A 20,929-nucleotide genomic window follows, 5' to 3' on the forward strand; every position below is an offset into this window, starting at 1 on the left:
CTCCTCAGGCGGTCGGGGACTCGCCCGGCTGGGGCTGGTCGGTGGGCGGGGCGTCCGATCCGGAGTCCGGGCCCACGACGATGCCCTCCTGCGGGCCGTCGGAGGTGGCGCCGTTGCGGTGCGGCACGGTGATCGGAGGCTCCGACGACGGGCGACGGGTCTCCGAGCCGGTCCACGCCGGGCGGACGTCGCGGCGGTTGAGCGCCTCGAAGATGCGGGCGACCTCGGCCTTGTCGAGGGTCTCCTTCTCCATCAGCTCCAGCACCAGCTGGTCGAGCACGTGGCGGTTCTCGACGAGGATGTCGAAGGCCTCCTGGTGGGCGTGCTTGATGAGCCGGGAGATCTCGTCGTCGATCGCGGCGGCGACGTCCTCGGAGTAGTTGCGCGAGTGGCCGATGTCGCGGCCGAGGAACGGCTGGCCGTTGTCCTCGCCGAACCGGACGGCGCCGATGCGCTCGCTCATCCCGTACTGCGTGACCATCGCGCGGGCCAGGTTGGTGGCCTTCTCGATGTCGTTGCCGGCGCCCGTGGTCGGGTCGTGGAAGACGAGCTCCTCGGCGGCGCGGCCACCGAGCATGTAGGCCAGCTTGTCGAGCAGCTCGGCCCGCGTCTGGCTGTACTTGTCCTCGTCGGGCAGGACCATCGTGTAGCCCAGCGCCCGGCCGCGCGGCAGGATCGTGATCTTGTGCACGGGGTCGCTCTGCGGCAGCGCAGCGGCGACGAGCGCGTGACCGCCCTCGTGATACGCCGTGACCAGTCGCTCGTGCTCGTTCATGAGGCGCGAGCGCTTCTGCGGTCCGGAGATCACGCGGTCGATCGCCTCGTCGAGAGCGGCGTCGTCGATCGTCTTGGCGGCGCCGCGCGCGGTGAGCAGCGCGGCCTCGTTGAGGACGTTGGCCAGGTCGGCGCCGCTGAACCCGGGGGTGCGACGGGCGACGGCCTCGAGGTCGACGTCGGGGGCCAGCGGCTTGCCGCGGGCGTGGACCTTGAGGATCTGGGTGCGGCCGGCCAGGTCGGGCGCCTCGACGGCGATCTGGCGGTCGAAGCGGCCCGGGCGCAGCAGCGCCGGGTCGAGGACGTCGGGACGGTTCGTCGCGGCGATCAGGATGACGCCGCCGCGGACGTCGAAGCCGTCCATCTCGACGAGCAGCTGGTTCAGGGTCTGCTCGCGCTCGTCGTGTCCGCCGCCCATGCCGGTGCCGCGGTGACGGCCGACGGCGTCGATCTCGTCGATGAAGACGATCGCCGGGGCGTTCTCCTTGGCCTGCTCGAACAGGTCGCGGACACGGCTGGCGCCGACGCCGACGAACATCTCGACGAAGTCCGAGCCCGAGATCGAGTAGAACGGGACGCCCGCCTCGCCGGCGACGGCGCGCGCGAGCAGGGTCTTGCCGGTGCCGGGAGGACCGTAGAGCAGGACGCCCTTGGGGATCTTGGCGCCGACGGCCTGGAACTTGGCCGGCTCCTGGAGGAACTCCTTGATCTCGCCGAGCTCCTCGATGGCCTCGTCGCAGCCGGCGACGTCGGCGAACGTGGTCTGCGGGGTGTCCTTGGTCATGAGCTTCGCCTTGGACTTGGCGAACTGCATGACCCGGCCGCCGCCGCCCTGCATCGAGTTCATCAGCCACAGGAAGATCAGGATGAAGATGACGAACGGCAGGAAGCTGAGCAGCACCGAGAGCAGCGTGTTCTTCGGCGGCATCTTGACGTTGTAGGCGTTCATCTTGTCGTCGTCGACGAGCTTCTGGGCCTTCTCGACGAGCTGTGCGCCCTGCTCCTGACCGAGCCAGGTGGCCTTGACTTTCTTGTCCCCGTCGCCCTTGAGCGTCGCGCGGACCTCCTGGTCGCCGTCGACGAAGGTGACGTCGTTGACCTTGGCGTCGTCGAAGTAGCCGACCATCGTGGCGGTCTTGACCTCGCGGTACCCGTCGGCCGAACCTGAGAAGGACAGCACGCCGATGACCACGGCCGCGATGAGGATGATCCACACCCACGGTCCCTTGAACACGCTCTTGATGTTCATGCCGCCTCGTCGTTCATGCAGTTCGGATTCCGTCCGGGTGCTCGGTGATTCTCAGGAGTACATGTGCTCAGCCAGTGTGCCGATGCTGCGCAAATTGCGGTACTTCTCGTCGTAGTCCAGGCCGTAGCCCACGACGAACGCGTTCGGAATGTCGAAGCCGACGTACTTGACGTCGACCGGCATCGAGATGGCCTCGGGCTTGCGCAGCAGCGTGGCGATCTCGACCGAGGCCGGGCCGCGCGACTTGAGGTTCGCGACGAGCCACGAGAGCGTCAAGCCGGTGTCGATGATGTCCTCGACGATGAGCACGTGGCGCCCGTCGAGGTCGGTGTCGAGGTCCTTGAGGATGCGGACGACGCCGGAGGACTTGGTGCCCGCGTAGGAGGACACGGCCATCCAGTCGATCTCGACGTGGCGGTTCAGCTCGCGCGAGAGATCGGCCATCACCATGACCGCGCCCTTGAGGACGCCCACGAGGAGGACGTCGCGTCCCTCGTAGTCGGCCTCGATCTGGCGTGCCATCTCGGCCAGCCGGGTCTGGATCTGCTCCTGCGTGAAGAGCGTCTTGGTCAGGTCGAGATCGGCTTCGACGTGCGAGATGTCCACAGTGCCAGCGTGCCACAGCGCACCATTTCCCACGGCAGCCGGTCGCGAATCGCTACCGGCTCCGCCGCTCCGGATGTGTAGCGGTATCCACCCGATTCGGGTCTCCGAGGCCACTTTGAGGTGTGTAGCGCTACAGATCTCGGGGGACGAAGTCCACGCGGTCCCTGGTCCTGACCGCCGTGACCCCGCCGGGGAGCTCGATGCGGGTGCCGCCGCGGGCCTGCAGGAGCCCGTCGAGGGCGAGCGTGTGCGCATGCGACAGCTCGCCCCGGGAGGCGCCGGCGTCGATGGCGAGACGGCGCCAGATGCGCTGCCGCACCGGGGTGTCGAGGTCGGCGAAGGTCCACAGGTCCTCGATCGCGCCCGACCTCGGCATCGCCGTGATCGCCAGGGCGTCGACCGCATCGGCGTCCATCCGGACCAGGTCGGCGGTGCGCGCCAGCGCCTCGGCCACTCCCCCACCGAGTACGTCCTCCATGAGCGGCAGCAGCTCGCGGCGCACCCGCACGCGGCGGTAGGCCGGGTCCTCGTTGTGCGGGTCGTCCCACCAGTCGAGGTCGTGCAGGGCGCAGATCCGCTCGGTGTCGGCCCGGCGCAGGGCCAGAAAGGGACGATGCAGGTGCCCGTTGGTCGCCCGCATCCCTTGGATCGCTCGCGGCCCGGAGCCCCGCCCGAGTCCCAGCAGGACCGTCTCGGCCTGGTCGTCCAGCGTGTGGGCCAGCAGGATCGGCGCATCCCCGGCCTCCTCGTGCAGGACGAGGTAGCGGGCCACCCGGGCGGCGTCCTCGGGGCCGGTGCCCACGTCACGCACCTCGACCGCACGAACCGACGCGGGCAGGCCGAGGCCCTCGCACTGCTCCGCCGCGCGGGCGGCCACCTCGGCCGAGCCGGCCTGCAGGCCGTGATCGACCACGACGGCACGCGCCTCGAACCCTCGCCGCTGCACGAAGAACGAGACGGCCGCCGCCAGGGCGAGCGAATCGGCTCCACCGGACACCGCGACGACGGCGCCCGGGGCCAGGCACGGCTCGACCAGGTTCCGGGCCCGCGCGACCAGCGGGTCGAGCCGGGCCATCAGCCGTGGACGCGGGCGACCCACGACTTCGGATCGATGATCTCGGCGCGGCTCGGCAGGTGCGCCGGGTCGGCCCAGACGGCGTCGAAGCCGTCCTTGCCGACCTGGTCCATGACCCGGCGCACGAACGTGGCGCCGTCGCTGTACTGGCGCATCTTGGCCTCGTAGCCGAGCAGCCGGCGCACAACCTTCTGCAGCGCGGAGCCGGAGCCACGGCGCTTCGTGAACTTGCGACGGATCTCGGCGACGCTGGGGACGACCTCGGGGCCGATGTCGTCCATCACGACGTCGGCGTGCCCCTCGAGCAGCGACATGAGGCCGGTGAGTCCGTCGACCACGGCCCGCTGCTGCTCGTTCTGGAACAGGTCGGACAGGGACTTGTCGGACTCGCCCCGGACGATGCGCACCAGCTCGGGCAACGCCTCGGAGACCATGTCGGTCACGGCGCCGCCGCCCACGTCGGTGGCGTCCATCAGCTGCTCGACCTTGCTCATCATGTGGTCGCGCATCCACGGCACGGCGGTGAACTGCGCGCGGTGGGTCTCCTCGTGCAGGCACACCCAGCGGCGGAAGTCCGACGGGTCGACGTCCAGCTCGCGCTCGACGTGGACGATGTTCGGCGCCACCAGCAACAGGCGGCCGGGGCCGTGTTCACCCTCGGCGAACGGATCGAACTGGCCCAGCACCTTGCCGCCCAGGAACGCCACGATCGCGCCCAGCTCGACGCCGGTGACGCGACCTCCGACGGCGCGGGGCAGACCCGTCGGCAGCGTGCCGGCCTCGGCCAGCTTCTCGTCCAGGGGCGACATCAGCAGGCGGAAAGTCGCCAGGTTCGCCTCGGCCCAGCGCGGCCGGTCGACCACGAGCACCGGCGTCGGGTAGGTGGGCACGAGGCCCGTGAACTCGCGCACGGGTCCCTCGGCGACGAGCGAGGCCTCGCGCAGCTCGGCGACGACCTCACCGACCTCGGCCTGGCTGAGCTCCGGCCCCGGACGCATCAGGCGCCGGGAGGTGGACTGCGCGACGTTCCAGTCGATCATGGCGCCCAACCTACGGCCTGGCCCCTCGTCCGTCGCGGGACGATGCGCTCAGCGCGGGCCGACGTCGATGACCCGGACGACCGGCTCGCCGGCCTCGTCCGACGCGTCGAGGTCGACCTCGGCGGCGATGCCCCAGTCACGGTCGCCCTCGGGGTCGTCGAAGACCTGCCGGACCCGCCACAGCCGGCTGGTCTCGTCCTCGACCATGAACAGCTGCGGGCCGCGCGCGGCCGGACCGGTGCCGAGCTCGTCGTACTCCTCGCGGTAGAGGGCGATCGCCTCCCGCCAGGACTCGGCGTTCCAACCGGCCTCGGCATCGAGCTCGCCGAGCGCGGTCCAGCGGCCGAACGCGGCCAGCTCGACGCGCCGGAACATCGCGTTGCGCACCAGCACGCGGAACGCCCGGGCGTTGGCCGTGAGCGGGCGGGGCGTGTCGGCCCCGGTCGCCTGGGCCCGGACCTCGGTGGGGTCCTGGCCGGGAGCGATGAGCTCCTCCCACTCGTCGAGCAGGCTGGAGTCGACCTGGCGCACCAGCTCGCCGAGCCACTCGGTCAGGTCGGTCAGCTCGTCGTTGCGCACCGCCTGCGGCACCGTGCGGACGAGGGTCTTGTAGACGTCCGAGAGGTAGCGCAGGACGAGGCCCTCGGTGCGCGCCAACTGGTAGTCCGAGATGACCTCGGAGAACGTCATGGCCCGCTCCCACATCTCGCGCACGACCGACTTCGGCTTGAGCTCGTAGTCGGCGATCCACGGCTGGCCCTGGCGGTACATCTCGTAGGCCGCGGTCAGCAGCTCCTCGAGCGGCTTGGGGTGCTCGACGTCCTCGAGCAGCTCCATGCGCTCGTCGTACTCGATGCCGTCCATCTTCATCTCGGCGACAGCCTCGCCCCGCGCCCGGAAGCGCTGGGCGTTGATGATCGGGCGCGGATCGTCGAGCGTCGACTCGACCACGGAGACCACGTCCAGGGCGTAGGTGGGCGACTCGCGGTCGAGCAGGTCGAACGCGGCGACCGCGAAGGGCGACAGCGGCTGGTTCAGCGCGAAGTTCGCCTGCAGGTCGACGGTGAGGCGCAGCGTGCGGCCCTGCTCGTCGGGCGGGTCGAGCTGCTCGACGACCTCGCCGGCGACGAGCGCCTCGATGATGTTGTCGACCTGCTCGAGCAGCCGGTCCTGCGACTCGGGCGTCTCGCCGCTCTCGCGGATGAGGTGCTCCAGGGCGGCGCGGGCGTCGCCGGGGCGGGTGATGACGTCTAGCACCATCGCGTGGCTGACCCGCATCCGCGAGACGAGCGGCTCGGGCGTGCCGTTCACGAGGCGCTCGAACGTGCCGTGACCCCACGACACGAAGCCCTCCGGCGGTTTCTTGCGCTGGATCCGCTTGAGCTTCTTCGGGTCGTCGCCGGCCTTGCGCACGAGGCGGGCGTTCTCGACCTCGTGGTCGGGCGCCTCGACCACGACGTGGCCCACCGTGTCGTAGCCGGCGCGACCCGCGCGGCCGGCGATCTGCTGGAACTCGCGCACCTGCAGGTGCCGCTGGCGCGTGCCGTCGTACTTGGACAGGCCGCTGAACAGCACCGTGCGGATCGGGACGTTGATGCCGACGCCGAGGGTGTCGGTGCCGCACACGACCTTGAGCAGGCCCTGCTGGGTGAGCGTCTCGACCAGGCGCCGGTAGCGCGGCAGCATGCCGGCGTGGTGCACGCCGATGCCCATCCGGATCAGCCGCGAGAGGGTCTTGCCGAACGCCGACGTGAACCGGAAGTCGCCCAGCGCCTCGGCGATGGCGTCGCGCTCGGCTCGCGTGGCCACCTTGGCGCTGGTCAGCGCCTGGGCGCGCTCCAGCGCGGCGGCCTGCGAGAAGTGCACGACGTAGACCGGGGTCTGGTGGGTCTCGACGAGTTGCTCGAGCGTCTCGTGGATCGGGGTCGTGACGTACTCGCTGACCAGCGGCACCGGCCGCTCGACGGACGTGACGGCGACGGTCTCGCGTCCGGTTCGGCGGGCCAGGTCGGCCTCGAGCTTCGTCGTGTCGCCGAGCGTGGCCGACATGAGCAGGAACTGGGCGCGGGGCAGCTCGATCAGCGGCACCTGCCAGGCCCAGCCACGGTCGGGATCGGCGTAGTAGTGGAACTCGTCCATGACGACCGTCGCGATGTCGGCCGCCGCGCCCTCGCGCAGCGCCATGTTCGCCAGGATCTCGGCCGTCGCGGCGATGATCGGAGCGTCGGCGTTGACCGCCGCGTCACCGGTGACCATGCCGACGTTCTCGGCGCCGAAGATCTCGCACAGGTCGAAGAACTTCTCACTGACGAGGGCCTTGATCGGCGCGGTGTAGACGCTGCAGCCGCCGCGCGCGAGGGTGGCGCCCATCGCGGCGGTGGCGACCAGGCTCTTGCCCGAGCCGGTCGGGGTCGCGAGGACCACGTTGGAGCCGGAGACGCACTCGAGAATCGCCTCGTCCTGGGCGGGGTACAGAGTCAGACCGCGGTCCTCGACCCAGCCCATGATCGCCTCGTGGATGACGTCGACGTCCTCGGTCGGCTCCGGCGGAAGCAGGTCGACCAGTCGTGATGCCACCCGTGCAGCCTAGGCGTCGCGCCCACGGAGCCCTGCGGCGACGGCCGTTCTAGGCCCCGCAGGCGCAGTCGGCCATCGCGGCCACGACCCGGTCGAGGGCCGCCTGCGTGACGAACGGGTTGACGTCCTTCGTGTCGTCGGACATCAGCGCGAACGCGACCGGCCGGCCGCCCGAGAGTGTCACCACGCCCGACAGCGCGTGGACACCCGTGAGGGTGCCCGTCTTGGCCCGGACCAGACCGCGCGCCTGCCCCGACCGGACGTACCGGTCCTCGAGCGTGCCGCTGAACCCGCCGACCGGCAGGCCGCTGAGGATCGATCCGAGCCGTGGCCTCGAGGAGACCTCGGCCATCGTCTCGGCGAGCGTCCGCGCGGAGATCCGGTTCTTGCGCGACAGCCCGCTGCCGTCGTTGATCACGAGCCCGGCGGTGTCCACGCCCGCCTCGGACAGGACCTGCGAGACGACCTTGGCGCCACCGGCGAACGAGCCCGGCTGGCCCGCCTTGATCGCGGCCTGCCGCAGCAGCACCTCGGCGACCTCGTTGTCGGAGTCGGCGAGGAACTGCTCGACGATCCGCGACAGCGGCGCACTGCGCACCGTGGCGATCGTCGCGCCCGAGGCCCTCGTCTCGGTCGGCTCGCCGGTGACCTCGACGCCGCGCGCCCGCAACAACTCGGCGAATCGGCGGGCCGCGTCGGCGGCCGGATCGGTCGAGCGGCCCGCGCCCACGCGGCCACGGTCGATCCACAGCGGGCTGACCGGCGCGACGACGCTGCCGACATAGCCGTCCTCCCACGCGGGGCTGACCTCCGGACCCTCGAACAGGGAGACGTCGTAGCCCAGCGTGACCGGGCCGCGCCCGACCTTCTTCGCCGTGGCCCCGGCCAGGGTCGCCAGGTCGGCCCGCTCGACCGAGGAGCCCTTCGACTTCGCGTCCGTCAGATACGGATCGCCGCCGCCCACGAGGACGAGACGCCCGCCGTCGCGCACGACCGAGGTCGTGAACCGGGCGTCCGGTCCCCAGGCGTCCAGGACCGCGACCGCGGTCAGCAGCTTCGTCGTCGAGGCCGGGATCTGCGCCCCGTCGCCCTCGTCGACGAGGACCTTGCCGTCGCGGGCATCGACCGCCACGAGACTCGTCCGGCCGCCGAGCGCCTCGGACCGCAACGGGCCGGCAACAGCCGCGGCCAACTCGCGTCCGTCGATCGGACCCGAACCGACCGCAGCCGCCTCGTCGGGATCGGGCGACTGCGTGGCCAGACCCTCCGGCGGCGTCACGTATTGCGGGCCACACGGGCCGTCGCACAAGATGGGGTTCAGGTCACCTCGCACATAGAGCGCCGCGATCGACGCGAGGGTGACCAGCACGAGCAACGGCAGCACCCATGCGGCAGGCGTTCTTCGCCCCCTGCGGGCGCCACGGGCTGTCACGTGCGTCAGACTATGTGACAGCCATTCCCAGCCAAGCCGGAGGAACCGTGTTTTTCGACGTCACCGTGGAGATCCCCAAGGGCGAGCGCAACAAGTACGAGCTCGACCACAAGACGCACCGCATCCGACTCGACCGCACGCTGTTCACGTCGATGCAGTACCCGGCCGACTACGGCTTCATCGACAACACCCTCGGCAACGACGGTGACCCGCTCGACGCGCTCGTCATCCTGCCGTTCCCGACGTTCCCCGGCTGCGTCATCGAGTGCCGCGCGATCGGCATGTTCAAGATGACCGACGAGGCCGGCGGCGACGACAAGATCCTCTGCGTCCCCGCGGGCGACCCGCGCCACGAGCACCTGCAGGACGTCGGCGACGTGTCCGACTTCGATCTCGGTGAGATCCAGCACTTCTTCGAGACCTACAAGGACCTCGAGCCCGGCAAGTCCGTCGAGGAAGGCTCCGAGTGGGTCGGCCGCGAAGAGGCCGAGGCCGAGATCCACGCCAGCTTCAAGCGCTTCGAGGACAACGGCGGCTACTGAGCCGCACCCGCTCCCACGCCAGATTTGCTCCGGGTTCTACCTTTCAGAGGTCTTGAAAGGTAGAACCCGGAGCACATCTCGGGACGCGGGGCTGGGGTCAGGCGTCCCCGCGCACCTCGCGCCGGGGACGGACCAGTCCGGCCAGCACCACTCCGAACACGTCCGGGTCGATCTTCGGGTCGAGCGCACGCAGGCCGCCCAGGCCGGCGCCCAGCGCCAGCAGGGCCGTCGCGACGTGCTCGACGGGGATCGTCGTCTCGAGGTCGGCCTCCTCGATCGTGGCCGAGATCAGCTGACCGATCAGCCGGCGGATCTCGCGGTGGCGCTTGACCAGCTCGGACGCGACCCACGGGTTGTTCCGAGCGACTGCGGCGAACTCGACCTCGAGGGCCGTCCACTGCGGCTCGCCCAGGCCCGTTCGTGACCACTCGACGAAGCTCTTGAGGCGCGACTCGAGCGACGTGTCCTCGGCGAAGACCGCCTGGACGAGGCGGATCTTCTCGGCATGGATCGTGTCGAGCACTGCCATGCAGAGCTCTTCCTTGCCGGCGAAGTTGGAGTAGACGGCGCCCTTGGAGAAGCCCGCCTCGACGGCGACCTTGTCCAGCGAGGTTCCGGCATAGCCGACGGCGAGGAACATCTGCGCCGCGACCTCGATCAGGCGTTCGCGCGTCTGGCGCTGACGCTCCGCCCGGCTCACCTTCGTTTCCGGCACGATCGACTCCTCCTTCTCGCATACCGATGGTATCTGAGTCCGGGGGACAGTCTCCACCCTTCCGGGATTTATTGCCCGGTTAGGGTCGGGCCATGACTTCACGGGCGATGTGGAACGCGATCGAGACCTTGCACGCAGGCGTCTACTTCGCGCCCGACTCCAAGGCCCGGTACGAGGCGGCCGGGCTCAAGGGCTACTGGATGGGCTACTTCGCCAGCCGCTCGGCGGCGCTGGGGCGGCCGGGACCGGCGCTGGTGCTGGCCACCTTCCACAGCTTCGCGCCCCGGATGGTCGCCCGGGCCGTGCCGGACGCCTGGCACCTCTCCGACCCCGAGAGCGTGCTGGAGGCGCGGTACTCGCTCGCCCGCGACCTGCTCGCGCCGGTGGCCGACGCCGCGACGTCGCTGGCGCCGCGGGTGCGCCCGGTGCTGGACGGCGTCGACTGGGCCGGCAAGCCGCTGGCCGCCGCCCACGCCGACCTGCCTCGCTCGGAGGACCCGCTCATCGACTTCTGGCAGTCCGTCACCGCCTTGCGTGAGTACCGCGGCGACTGCCACGTGGCCGTCCTCACCGCCGCGGGGCTCGGTGGCGCCGCCGCGAACGTACTGGCCGCGGCGACCGGGTGGGGCTGGTTCGCCGACCAGCGCACGATGCGCGGCTGGACCGAGGACGAATGGGCGGCCGCCATCTCCGACCTCGCGACGCGCGGCTGGCTGAGCGCCGACGGCACGGCCACCGAGACGGGCCGGGCGGCGCGCAACCAGCTGGAAGACGCGACCGATCGCGTCGTGGCCGCCGGGCTCGACCGCGAGGCGACCTCGCGACTGGTGACCCTCGAGGCCGATCTCGTGGCCATGGCCGACGCCTGGGCCGAGGCACACCCGGCGCTCGCGCCGAGCCGCGCCTCCCACGGCCACTGAGGTCGCGGGGCGACGCACGTCTCGTCCGCCCCGAAGGACGCCCGATCGGCCAGGCCCGTTCACCCCGCTCACCAGGGTCGGACAGTGGCCGTCCCGGGGGTCGACCCAGCGCCAGGGCCCCTGCCGCATCGCGGGACAATGACCGAATGATCACCCCGCCCTCCCCGACCGTTCGGGACGCCGCTCGCGACCGACTCTCCGCCCTCGCCATCCCCGCCGGGGCCCTCGGCCGACTCGGGGAGGTCGCGGTGTGGTGGTCCTCCGTGCGCGGCGAGACGACCCCCGCTCCCCCGTCGCACGTGCGGGCCGTGGTGTTCGCCGGCGACCACGGGGTCGCCTCCCACGGCGTCTCGGCCTACCCGTCGGCCATCACCGGCGCCATGGTGCGCGCGTTCGTCAGCGGCGTCGCGGGCGTCTCGGTGCTGGCCCGTCAGCACGACGTCACGCTGCGGGTGCTGGACCTGGGCGTCGACGGTGACTTCCCCGACCTCGACCCCGCCCTGGGCGAGTTCAAGGTGCGCCGCGGGACCGAGCCGATCCACCTGACCGACGCGATGACCGCCAACGAGACCCGGCAGGCCATCGACGCCGGCCGCCGGATCGCCGAGCAGGAGATCGCGGCCGGCGCCGACCTGCTGATCGGTGGCGACATGGGCATCGGGAACACGACCCCGGCGGTCGCGCTGATCGCCGGCGCCCTGGGCCTGGCGGCCGAGGACGTCGTCGGGCGCGGCACCGGGATCGACGACGCCGGGCTCGCCCTCAAGACCGACGTCGTCGCGACGGCCCTGAAGCGGGCGGGCGACCGCGTGGCCGATCCGGTCGAGCTGCTCGCCGCTCTCGGTAGCCCCGACCTCGCCGCGCAGGCGTCGTTCATCTCGACCGCCGCGCAGGCGGGTGTGCCGGTGTTGCTGGACGGCGTGATCTCCGTGGCCGCCGCGATCGTCGCCGAACGCCTCACCCCCGGGGTGGCGCCCTGGCTCGCCGCCGGTCACCGCTCCACCGAGCAGGCCCAGTGGCGCGCGCTGGACGCGCTCGGCCTGGAGCCGCTGCTGGATCTCGACATGCGACTGGGTGAGGGATCGGGCGCCGTCACGGCGGTGCCCATCGTCCGGTCGGCCGCGCTGCTGCTGTCGCAGATGGCGCTCCTGGACGAGTTGATGTGAGCCGGTTCTCCGACGCGGTCCGGCTGTCGACCGGCACCTTCAGCGCCGTCCCGGTCCCGGCGCCCCGGCGCGTCGATCGCGAGACGGCCGGCATCGCCGTCGCGATCGCCCCATTGGCCGTCCTGCCGGTCGGCCTGCTCGTCGCCGCCGTCGCGTGGGGAGCCCGTGAGCTGGGGCTGGCACAGATCGTGGTCGGAGCGCTCGCCATCGGTGTCGGCGCCTGGGCCACGCGGGGGTTCCATCTCGACGGCCTGGCCGACACCGCGGACGCGTTGGCGTCGTCCTACGACCGCGAGCGAGCACTGACGGTCGCCCGCACCGGCGACGTCGGACCGGCCGGCGCGGCCACGCTCGTCCTGGTCCTGCTCGTCCAGGCGGCCTCCGCCGGCGCGGTGGCCACGTACTGGTCGTGGGGACCCGCAGCGGTCGGCATCCTGTGGTGTCTGGCCCGCGCCGGCGCCACGGTGGGGCTGCGCCGCGGCGTCCCGGCCGCCCGGCAGGACGGCATGGGCGCGACCTTCGCGGGCAGCGTGCCGGTCGTGGCCCTCGTCGCCGTCTGGCTCCTCGTGGCGGCAGCCGCCGTGGCCGTCACCGGCCTCACCGGCGCCTCGATCGCGCAGGGCCTCGTCACCGCCGTGGCTACGCTGCTGGTCATGTTCGCGGTCGTCGCCCACGTCGTGCGTCGCCTCGGCGGCATCATCGGCGACGCCGTAGGCGCCAGCGTCGAGATCGCGCTCGCGGTCCTGCTGATCGGGTTCGCGGCGGTCGTCGCATGACCTTCATCGGACCCGACGGCGCACCACGCTGCGACTGGGCCGGCGGCGCCCCCGGGTTCGTCGAGTACCACGACACCGAGTGGGGCTTCCCCGTCTCCGACGACGTGCGCCTGTTCGAGAAGTTCTGCCTCGAGGGATTCCAGTCCGGCCTGTCGTGGCGCACGATCCTGGACAAGCGCGAGAACTTCCGCGCCGCGTTCGCCGGGTTCGACCTCGAGACGGTCGCCGGCTACGACGAGTCCGACGTCGCTAGTCTCCTGCAGGACGCGGGCATCGTCCGGCACCGCGGCAAGATCGAGGCCACCATCAACAACGCCGCGCGCGCCCTCGAGCTGATCGAGACAGAGGGTTCCCTGGCGGCGTACGTCTGGCGGCACGAGCCCGACCCCGCCGAGGTGCCCGTCCCCCAGTCGCTGACCACCTCGCCGACCGCCACCGCGATGTCGAAGGACCTCAAGAAGCGGGGTTGGAAGTTCGTCGGCCCCACGACCGTCTTCTCGTTCATGGAGGCGATGGGGCTGATCAACGACCACACGCACGACTGCGTCGTGCGGGCGCAGGTCGACACGGCCCGCGCCGCGTTCGTCCGCCCGTCCTGAGCGGGACGGTCAGAGCCGCAGCACGCGGCCCGAGACGACCAGCAGGACCTCGTCGCAGTCGTCGGCGAACCGCTGGTTGACCGTGCCGAGCAGGTCGCGGAACAGCCGGCCCGAGCGCGTCTCGGGAACGACGCCCCACCCGACCTCGTTGGTCACCACGACGACGTCCTCGGCGTGAGCGGTCATCGCCGAGATGGCGTCCTCGACCCGCTTCCACAGCAGCGGCTCCCACTCGTCGAGGGTCTGGTCCCACCCGTCGAGCTCGTCGATCAGCGAGGTGACCCATGTGCCGAGGCAGTCGATGATGACCGGGGTGTCGGCCATGGCGATCGCCTGCTCCAGATCGCTGGTCTCGATCGTCTTCCAGTGCTCGGGACGACGCTCGCGATGGGCCCGGACCCGGGCCGCCCAGTCGGGGTCGAACTCGGGGTCCGGCGGCGGACCGGGGGCGATGTACGTGACGTCGGGCGCGCCGACGACCAACGACTCGGCCTGGAACGACTTGCCGGAGCGCACACCACCGGTGATCAGGGTCCTCATCACCGCAGCCTAGCCCTGACCGACACCGCTCGTCCCGATCCGCGCGCCGGGCTCACTGGCGCTTGCGGCGGGCGACGATGAAGGCGGCGACCGCCACCAGAAACGCCGCGCCGATCGCGATCGGCAGCACGGTCGTCGTGGCGGTGGACGACTCGTCGTCCTCGTCGGACGCCTTCTCGTCGTGGCCGGCGACGACGGCGTCCTCACGGGTCTGCGCGTCGGCCGCGGCGTTCACCTCGACGTTCTCACCGTCGGACATCTGCTGGTACTTCAGCGCGATGAAGTCGCCGGCGGCCAGTTCGTACTCATGCAGGCCGACCGAGGCGTAGTCCCAGTCCTGACCCTCCTTCGCCACCATGAACGCCCAGTAGCCCGGCCCGTCGAGCGCGGTGCCGCACTTCTCCTGCGTGGGCGTGGGCTGACCGTCGATGCGGCACAGCATCCCCGGCGAGGCGGACGTCTCCTGGGTCTCGACCCCGGCGTCGGCCAACGCCTGCTCACCGGTCTGGCCCACGGCGTGCTGGGCGCACAGGATCCGGTCCTTGCCGTCGAGCGCGCCGAACTCCAGGACGATCGGCACGTCCTGGTCGGACTCACACGACTCGTGCGCGGTCGCCGCGGTCGGCAGGACCGTGACGGCCGCGGCGAGCAGCAGGAGCGCTGCGAGACGGGCGGACAAGGACTTCATGACGTCTCCTTCGGGAGGTAGCGGGCGCGCCGGGCGGCACGCCTCAGGGTGGCCAGGACGGCCGGGCCCAGCGTCACGATCAGCAGCACGTTCGTGATCGCTCGCCCCAGGTCCCAGCCCCAGAACGAGGTCAGCAGGGTGAACACGAGGAACCGGTGCAGGTTGTCGAGCACCGGGTCGCCGGGGACCATCGACAGCGAGTCCTCGGCGCCGGGGATCGCGATGCCGAGCGTGAACGGCCACGACGAGAGGTTCATCAGCAGGCCGAACCCGTACGCCGCGACGATCGCGTACCCGGCGAGCATCACGATCTCGGCTCGGCCGGTGACCCGGCGCGGCAACAGGCCGGCGCCCATCCCCACCCATGCGGCGCACAGCATCTGGAACGGCAGCCAGGGCCCCACCCCCGAGGTCAGCAACGCCGACGCGAAGAGGCTCGTGCAGCCCAGGACGAAGCCGAACCCGGCCCCGAAGACGCGCCCGCCGAGGATCAGCAGGAAGAAGACCAGCTCGACCCCCGCCACGCCCGCGCCGAGCGGCCGCACGGCCGCGTTGATCGCGCTCAGCACGCCCAGCATCGCCAGCGCCTTGGAGTCCAGGCCGCCCTCGGAGAGCTCGGCGATCACGACCAGGACCACGACGGGCATGAGGGCCATGAACAGGAACGGCTGGTCGACGCGCGTCTCGCCGGGCGTCGGCGAGATGATCAACGGCCACAGCAGCATGACCAGGCCGGCGATGCTGGCGGCGGTCAGGACCAGCGCCGAGCGCAGGGTCACCGGGACGGCGACCCGGGTCCGGGACGCGCTCATCGGACGACCTCCGACGGCAGCGCGGCGGCCACCTCGTCGACCGTGAGCCAGTCGGGACCGAGCACCTTGGAGACCTGCGGCGCGAACGCCGGCGACTCGGCCAGCACCTCGCGCACCGGGCCGGACGAGACGACCTCGCCGTCCGCGAGGACGACGACCGTGTCGGCCACCGCGGCGACGAACTCGACGTCGTGACTGGACACGACGATGCCGTGCCCGTCGGCGGCCAGGTCGTGCAGGATGCGCGCCAGCTCCGCCTTGCCGGGATAGTCCAGGCCGCGCGTGGGCTCGTCGAGCGCCACCACCGCGGGCTGGGCGGTCAGCACGACGGCCAGGACGAGCGCCAGCTTCTGGCCCTCGGACAGGTCGCGCGGGTGACGCCGTCCCACGATGCCCGGCGCCAACCGCTCCAGCAGGGCCCGGCAGGTTCCCGGGGCGACGCCGGCCTGGTCGTCGGCGGCGGCGCACTCGCGGTCGACCGTCTCGAGGTAGAGCAGGTCGGCGGCCGTCTGCGGCACGAGACCGACGAGCATCCGCGCCTCGGCCGGCCGCACGTCACCGGGGTCGACTCCGTCCACGTCGACGACGCCGGTGGTGCGGTCGCCGGTGCCCTGCACCGCCCACAGCAGCGAGCTCTTGCCCGAGCCGTTGCGACCCATGAGGGCCACCACCTCGCCGTGCCCGACCCGCAGGTCGACGCCGTCGACGGCGGTGAAGTGCCCGTAGCGCACCGTGATGCCTCGCGCCTGCAACGCCGGTCGACGCTCGGGGGTGGGCGGCACGGGCGGCGGTCCGAGCCGCGCGGCCAGCGGCTTGACCCGACGCCGGGCCTCGCGCACCGACAGCGGCAGCGGCCGCCAATCAGCCAGCCGTCCCAGCTGCACGAGCGGGGGCGCGACCGGGGCATCGACGAGGAGCTCGGCCGGATCGCCGATGCGGACCCGGCCGTCCTCGACCAGCACCAGCCGGTCGGCGAAGGGAACCACTCGCTCCATCCGGTGCTCCGCGACGATCACGGTGAGCGCGAGGTCGTCGACGAGGCGGGCGATGGTCGCCAGGACGTCCTCGGCCGCGGTGGGGTCGAGCGCGGAGGTGGGCTCGTCGAGCACGAGCACGCGCGGGTGCATCGTCAGGACCGATCCGATGGCCACGCGCTGCTGCTGGCCGCCGGACAGGGACCGCACGGAGCGTCGTCGCAGGTCGGCGATCCCGAGCAGGTCGAGCGTCTCCTCGACCCGGCGGCGCATCGTCTGCGGGTCGAGACCGAGGTGCTCCATGCCGTAGGCCAGCTCGTCCTCGACCACGTCGGCGACGAATCCCGAGAGGGGGTCCTGGGCCACGTAGCCCACGAGGTGCGCCAGCTCGCGCGGCGGACGGCCCACGATGGAGGCGCCGTCGATGCGGATGTCACCGGCGAGCGTGCCGCCGGTGAAGTGCGGCACGAGTCCGTTCACCATGGCGAGCAGGGTCGACTTGCCCGACCCGGTGCGGCCGGAGACCAGCACCAGCTCGCCCTCGTCGATCTCGAGGTCGACCCCGGCCAGCGTCGGCACGTCGGCCCCGTCGTACCAGAAGGTGACGTCGTCGAAGGAGATCATGCGCGCTCACCTCCGACCTCGTCGTGGGAGACGGGGGCCTGCGGGGCCACGAAGACCGGCGCGATCGCGAGGGCGACGACCAGCAGCGAGGCCACGCTCAGCGGCGGCCAGCCCGGCACGTCGGGATAGAGCACGGCCACCTGCTCGGTGGACAGCAGCTTGAACCCGATGGCGACCGCGATGCCCGATCCGGCGGTGAGGTACTCGGCCGCGAGCCAGCGCATCGGCCGGTAACGGGTGCGGTGGACCCGGCGGCCCGCCGACCTCAGCGCCAGCACCGCGAAGACGAGTCCGGCGACGAGCATCGGGTAGGTCAGCACCTTCGGCGCCGCGCCGTCGAGATAGCCGTACGTGCCCACGCTCAGTCCGAACAGGCCGAGCAGCATCAGCACGCCGGTGACGAACCGCTCGCGCGGGGCGACGGAGCCACTGCGGCCGTAGCCGCGCGCGTCCATCCCCGCCGCGAGCGTCATCGAGCGGTCGAGCGCGTCCTCGAGCACGGGGATCACGACGCGGTGCATCGCACCCGTGCCCCGGCTGGCGTCGCCGCGCAGCTTGCGGGCGCGGTTGACCCGGCGGACGCTCTCGGCCAACTGCGGGAACACCGAGACGGCCACGACCAGGGCGGCGCCGACCTCGTAGAGCGCCGGCGGGGCCGAGGCGAGCAGCCGCTTGGGGTTGGCCAGCGAGTTCGCGGCGCCGACGCAGATGATCAGCGCCGCCAGCCGCATCCCGTCGTACGCGCCGACCAGCACCTCGTTGACGGTGACGTCGCCCAGCAGCTGGATCCCCCGCGCCGCCTCGGGCAGCGGGATCTCGGGCAGGTGGAACAGCACCGGGTCGGCCGGGGTCGATCCGCCGCCGAGCACGATGCGGAAGACGACCCGCATCACCACGATGAGCAGGCCGAAGTACAGGTAGTAGCGGAAGGACAGTGCCCACGGCGCGTCGCCGCGGCACGCCGCCACGACCAGTCCCGCGATCGCGACTGTCGCCAGCAGGAGGAAGGGGTTCAGCGTGAAGGACGCCCCGGCTGCGAGGCCGAGCGCCCAGAGCCACCAGGCACCGGGGTGCAGCTCGCGTCGCGACCGGCCGGCGGACCGGCGCGTGGTGGGTGCGCTGGGGTCGGCGAGCGTGGTCATCTCGTCCCCTTCCCCGCGGCACGGGGGCGGGGACCCCGAAGGGTCGGCGCCCACCGGTTGTTGCGCGACAACATGTGGTGGCGGTCCGACACGGGTTCCCGACTCGCCCCGCGCGCCCGAGCGCAACGGAACTCACGGTTGCGGCACAGCACCGGATTCACACCGGTTTCCCCTGGGCCGGACCTGGGTTCAACGGGGCCGAGTCTATCCCTCATGCCGGATCAGATTCACGGCGTCGCCGCCAGACGACGCCGGCCGCGGCGCCCAGCACGACCACGAGGACGAGTCCGGCGGCGATCACCGGCGCGCTGGTGCCCGACGCGTCGGACTCGGCAGCCAGCGGCTGGACCGAGCCGTCGCCGTCACCTGCCGTCCCGACCGCGTGCCCGGGAGGAGGCGTGGCGGTCGTCGGTTGCGTCGTCGCGGAGGCCGTCGGGCTGGGTGTCGCCGGGGTTCCTGTCGGCCGGGTGCTGGGCGCGACCGAGCCCGGAGCAGTCGTCGCCGACGGCTGGGACCGGGCGACCGGGGCGTCCTTCGACGAGGCGCCCTCACCCGATGGACGCGAGGTCTTCTTCGCGGCGGTGTCGCCCGACGCGGCGGGCCGGGTCGGTTCCTTCTTCGGCGCGACCGGAGGCGCGACCGACGGCGGGGTCCGCTGCTGCGAGCCCTGGAAGACGAACGCGACCGAGCCCCCGGCCGGCACCTTGAGCGAGGTGACGCCCAGGCTGGAGTACACCCAGGAGCCGGACTTCCCGTCGGACCAGAACAGTCCCCAGTAGGCGTCACTGGGCGACGCCTCGACGCAGGGGTCGCCGGCGGGTGCGCCGTCGACCCGGCACACGAAGCCCGGGGCACGCGCGGCGTACTTCAGGGCGTGGCCCGCGGCCGAGAAGTTGTCGGACGCCCGGCCACCGCCGTCGCGGTCGCACCCGACCGAGCCGTTGACGACGACCGTGACCCCCGTGCCGGCCGGGCAGGCCGCAGCGTGGGCGGGTGCGGCCGCCCCCACCGCGCCGGCGGCGGCCCCGAGCAGGACCGCCGCCAGCGCACGGACGAGACGTGTGCTCACTTCACGACCTTGAAGGAGGTCGCGCCCTGACGACCGGCGAACGCGCCGCGCACGACCACCTTGGCCGTGCCGGTCTTGCGGCCGACCTTGAACCGGTACGTGAACGTGCCCTTCGACGAGGCGACGCCGCGCTTGACGACCTTGCCGCGGTACTGGATCCGCACCGGCTCGCCGGCGACGAGTCCGCGCGCGACGATCTTCTGCACCTTGGCGCGCTTGACCTTCGTGCGTGCCTTGGCGACGGTCAGCTTGCGCGGGCCCAGGACGGTGACCGACGTGGAGCCGGCGCGGTTGCCGCGCGACCCCGTGACGGTGACGGTCCGGGTGGCCGTGCCGGCCGGGGTCGTGACGGAGGCCGCCACGACACCGTTCGCCGGGACGGTGCCGCGCGCCGTGCCGCCGCCGACGACGGAGGCCGTGTACTTCTCACCCGGGCGCAGGCCCGTGGCCCGCACGGAGGCGGCGCGACCGGCAGCGACGAACGTCCCTGAGCGGGTCACCGCGACCTTCGTCGACGACAGCTGGGCCTGAACCCCGGCCGCCGCCTGCGAGGTGGCGCGGATCCACTGGTCACGGCTCTCGTCCGTGATGCCCTCGTCCATGCCGGTCTTCATCGCGGCGCCGTCGTAGGCGACCGCACCGATCTCGTTGGCCAGCGCCGTGTCCTCGGCCCTGGCGTCGGTGACCTGGTGCCTCACGATCCACGCCGCCGCGGACCCGGCGGCCCCGTCCTGGCCGGCCAGGCGCAGCGCCGACGCCGCCAGACCGGTCGAGTTCGTGTTCGGGGTGCCGTTCCCGACGAAGGAGCCGTCCGCAGCCTGGGCCGACGCGAGGGCCTTCGCCGCCGCCGCGAGCTCGTCGGCGAGGCCGTCGTGACCGGCCTCCCGCGCCTCGGCGAGGGCGATCACGGCGAACGCCGTGGAGTCGACCTCGACCGTCGAGCCGCACGCGGCGGCGTAGTCCTGCAGGAACGAGCCGTTCGGGCACTGCTTCGACAGCAGGAACGCCACGGACTCGTCGGCCTCGTCGCTGCCCGCGGCGACCAGGGCGCGGGTGGCCCAGGTCTGGCCGACGCCGCCGTAGGTCAGGCCCGGGTCGATCGCTCCGGTGGCGTCGTCGGTGAGCTTCTCGATCTGGCCGATCAGGTCGGCGCCGTTCACGTCCGAGGCGTCGCCGCCCGCCGCCTCGACGGCGACCGCGAGCTTGCCGCCCGACCCCGGGTAGAACGTGACCTTCGAGCCGTCGTCGTAGGTGGTGTAGGTCGCGACGTCCGCGCTGACGGCCTGGACGATGCGGGCCTGCGTCGCGGCCCGCGTGTCGAGCTGGTTCAACGCGAAGAACACGTCGAGTGACAGCCCGTAGTCGTCGAAGCCGCCGTAGTTCGGGTTGTGGACGAGACCGCCGGTGAGCTGGTCCTCGAGCCATCGCGCCGCGGAGTACGCGTAGCTGTTCGGCGCCGCGGTGGCGGCGGGAGCGACGGCGACGGCCGTCGAGAGGGCGATCGCGCCGGAGGCGACGGCGATCAGGGCGCGCTGGCGCACGGGTGACTTCATGGGGTTCCTTCCCGCTGCAGAACGGGAGGAGCCCGCGAAGGGCACCACCCGCTGTA

At 72.0% G+C, this 20,929-nt stretch carries 19 protein-coding genes and 1 riboswitch; of the genes, 5 read left to right on the forward strand and 14 right to left on the reverse strand.

Annotation, left to right across the window (positions count from 1 at the left end; all coding sequences use genetic code 11):
- Nucleotides 1-4: 4 nt before the first annotated feature.
- From ftsH to dacB, 6 genes are all read right to left on the reverse strand, one after another.
- A complete protein-coding gene (gene ftsH, locus NP095_RS13465) occupies nucleotides 5-2,023 on the reverse strand; it encodes an ATP-dependent zinc metalloprotease FtsH (protein ID WP_232419181.1) in 2,019 nt (672 codons plus the stop codon).
- Between the two features lie 51 nt (nucleotides 2,024-2,074).
- Nucleotides 2,075-2,629, reverse strand: a complete 555-nt coding sequence (gene hpt / locus NP095_RS13470; RefSeq protein ID WP_232419180.1) for a hypoxanthine phosphoribosyltransferase — start codon at nucleotides 2,627-2,629, stop codon at nucleotides 2,075-2,077.
- A 130-nt stretch (nucleotides 2,630-2,759) separates the two neighbouring features.
- On the reverse strand, nucleotides 2,760-3,728 hold the full coding sequence (tilS, locus tag NP095_RS13475) for a tRNA lysidine(34) synthetase TilS (RefSeq protein WP_232419179.1): 969 nt from the start codon (nucleotides 3,726-3,728) through the stop codon (nucleotides 2,760-2,762).
- Nucleotides 3,704-4,744: a zinc-dependent metalloprotease gene (locus NP095_RS13480; RefSeq protein WP_232419178.1), complete on the reverse strand. Its 1,041-nt coding sequence runs from the start codon at nucleotides 4,742-4,744 to the stop codon at nucleotides 3,704-3,706. The genes tilS and NP095_RS13480 overlap by 25 nt, the downstream gene beginning before the upstream one ends.
- A 48-nt stretch (nucleotides 4,745-4,792) precedes the next feature.
- Entirely contained in the window at nucleotides 4,793-7,249 is a 2,457-nt protein-coding gene (locus NP095_RS13485) for a DEAD/DEAH box helicase (RefSeq protein ID WP_232419522.1), read from the reverse strand.
- Between the two features lie 121 nt (nucleotides 7,250-7,370).
- The gene (gene dacB / locus NP095_RS13490; RefSeq protein ID WP_232419177.1) at nucleotides 7,371-8,753 is read right to left on the reverse strand and encodes a D-alanyl-D-alanine carboxypeptidase/D-alanyl-D-alanine endopeptidase; all 1,383 of its coding nucleotides are present in this window, start codon (nucleotides 8,751-8,753) and stop codon (nucleotides 7,371-7,373) included.
- Between dacB and NP095_RS13495 the strand changes: the two genes are divergently transcribed.
- Entirely contained in the window at nucleotides 8,708-9,295 is a 588-nt protein-coding gene (locus tag NP095_RS13495) for an inorganic diphosphatase (RefSeq protein ID WP_223111068.1), read from the forward strand. The two genes, dacB and NP095_RS13495, sit on opposite strands and share 46 nt — an antisense overlap.
- 97 nt (nucleotides 9,296-9,392) lie before the next feature.
- On the opposite strand, the gene NP095_RS13500 is transcribed toward NP095_RS13495, so the two are convergent.
- Nucleotides 9,393-10,010: a TetR/AcrR family transcriptional regulator gene (locus NP095_RS13500; protein ID WP_232419176.1), complete on the reverse strand. Its 618-nt coding sequence runs from the start codon at nucleotides 10,008-10,010 to the stop codon at nucleotides 9,393-9,395.
- Between the two features lie 92 nt (nucleotides 10,011-10,102).
- Between NP095_RS13500 and NP095_RS13505 the strand changes: the two genes are divergently transcribed.
- The 4 genes from NP095_RS13505 (at nucleotide 10,103) to NP095_RS13520 (ending at nucleotide 13,471) form a co-directional block, all read left to right on the forward strand.
- Complete coding sequence (locus NP095_RS13505) at nucleotides 10,103-10,930, forward strand: SCO6745 family protein (protein WP_232419175.1); 828 nt, start codon at nucleotides 10,103-10,105, stop codon at nucleotides 10,928-10,930.
- A gap of 146 nt (nucleotides 10,931-11,076) precedes the next feature.
- Nucleotides 11,077-12,096 (forward strand): nicotinate-nucleotide--dimethylbenzimidazole phosphoribosyltransferase, encoded by a 1,020-nt coding sequence (gene cobT, locus NP095_RS13510; protein WP_232419174.1) that lies wholly within the window; start codon nucleotides 11,077-11,079, stop codon nucleotides 12,094-12,096.
- Nucleotides 12,093-12,872 carry an adenosylcobinamide-GDP ribazoletransferase gene (locus NP095_RS13515; protein ID WP_232419173.1) on the forward strand — a complete coding sequence of 260 codons (780 nt, stop codon included), beginning with the start codon at nucleotides 12,093-12,095 and terminating at the stop codon, nucleotides 12,870-12,872. The genes cobT and NP095_RS13515 overlap by 4 nt, the downstream gene beginning before the upstream one ends.
- Nucleotides 12,869-13,471: a DNA-3-methyladenine glycosylase I gene (locus NP095_RS13520; protein WP_232419172.1), complete on the forward strand. Its 603-nt coding sequence runs from the start codon at nucleotides 12,869-12,871 to the stop codon at nucleotides 13,469-13,471. Before NP095_RS13515 ends, NP095_RS13520 begins: the two co-directional genes overlap by 4 nt.
- Before the next feature lie 9 nt (nucleotides 13,472-13,480).
- Here the strand turns inward: NP095_RS13520 and NP095_RS13525 are convergent, their stop codons facing one another.
- The 7 genes from NP095_RS13525 to NP095_RS13555 form a co-directional block, all read right to left on the reverse strand.
- Nucleotides 13,481-14,011: a bifunctional adenosylcobinamide kinase/adenosylcobinamide-phosphate guanylyltransferase gene (locus NP095_RS13525; protein ID WP_232419171.1), complete on the reverse strand. Its 531-nt coding sequence runs from the start codon at nucleotides 14,009-14,011 to the stop codon at nucleotides 13,481-13,483.
- Between the two features lie 52 nt (nucleotides 14,012-14,063).
- A complete protein-coding gene (locus NP095_RS13530; protein ID WP_232419170.1) occupies nucleotides 14,064-14,699 on the reverse strand; it encodes a hypothetical protein in 636 nt (211 codons plus the stop codon).
- The gene (locus NP095_RS13535) at nucleotides 14,696-15,511 is read right to left on the reverse strand and encodes an ECF transporter S component (protein ID WP_232419169.1); all 816 of its coding nucleotides are present in this window, start codon (nucleotides 15,509-15,511) and stop codon (nucleotides 14,696-14,698) included. Before NP095_RS13535 ends, NP095_RS13530 begins: the two co-directional genes overlap by 4 nt.
- Nucleotides 15,508-17,109 carry an ABC transporter ATP-binding protein gene (locus NP095_RS13540; RefSeq protein ID WP_232419168.1) on the reverse strand — a complete coding sequence of 534 codons (1,602 nt, stop codon included), beginning with the start codon at nucleotides 17,107-17,109 and terminating at the stop codon, nucleotides 15,508-15,510. The genes NP095_RS13535 and NP095_RS13540 overlap by 4 nt, the downstream gene beginning before the upstream one ends.
- The gene (locus NP095_RS13545; RefSeq protein ID WP_232419167.1) at nucleotides 17,106-18,251 is read right to left on the reverse strand and encodes an energy-coupling factor transporter transmembrane component T; all 1,146 of its coding nucleotides are present in this window, start codon (nucleotides 18,249-18,251) and stop codon (nucleotides 17,106-17,108) included. Before NP095_RS13545 ends, NP095_RS13540 begins: the two co-directional genes overlap by 4 nt.
- A gap of 92 nt (nucleotides 18,252-18,343) precedes the next feature.
- Nucleotides 18,344-18,423, reverse strand: a riboswitch (cobalamin riboswitch).
- A gap of 39 nt (nucleotides 18,424-18,462) precedes the next feature.
- The gene (locus NP095_RS13550) at nucleotides 18,463-19,320 is read right to left on the reverse strand and encodes a hypothetical protein (protein ID WP_232419166.1); all 858 of its coding nucleotides are present in this window, start codon (nucleotides 19,318-19,320) and stop codon (nucleotides 18,463-18,465) included.
- A complete protein-coding gene (locus NP095_RS13555) occupies nucleotides 19,317-20,873 on the reverse strand; it encodes a prenyltransferase/squalene oxidase repeat-containing protein (RefSeq protein ID WP_232419165.1) in 1,557 nt (518 codons plus the stop codon). The genes NP095_RS13550 and NP095_RS13555 overlap by 4 nt, the downstream gene beginning before the upstream one ends.
- Nucleotides 20,874-20,929 lie beyond the last annotated feature (56 nt).

It is taken from the genome of Aeromicrobium duanguangcaii (assembly GCF_024508295.1).
GTDB classification, from domain to species: Bacteria; Actinomycetota; Actinomycetes; order Propionibacteriales; family Nocardioidaceae; genus Aeromicrobium; species Aeromicrobium duanguangcaii.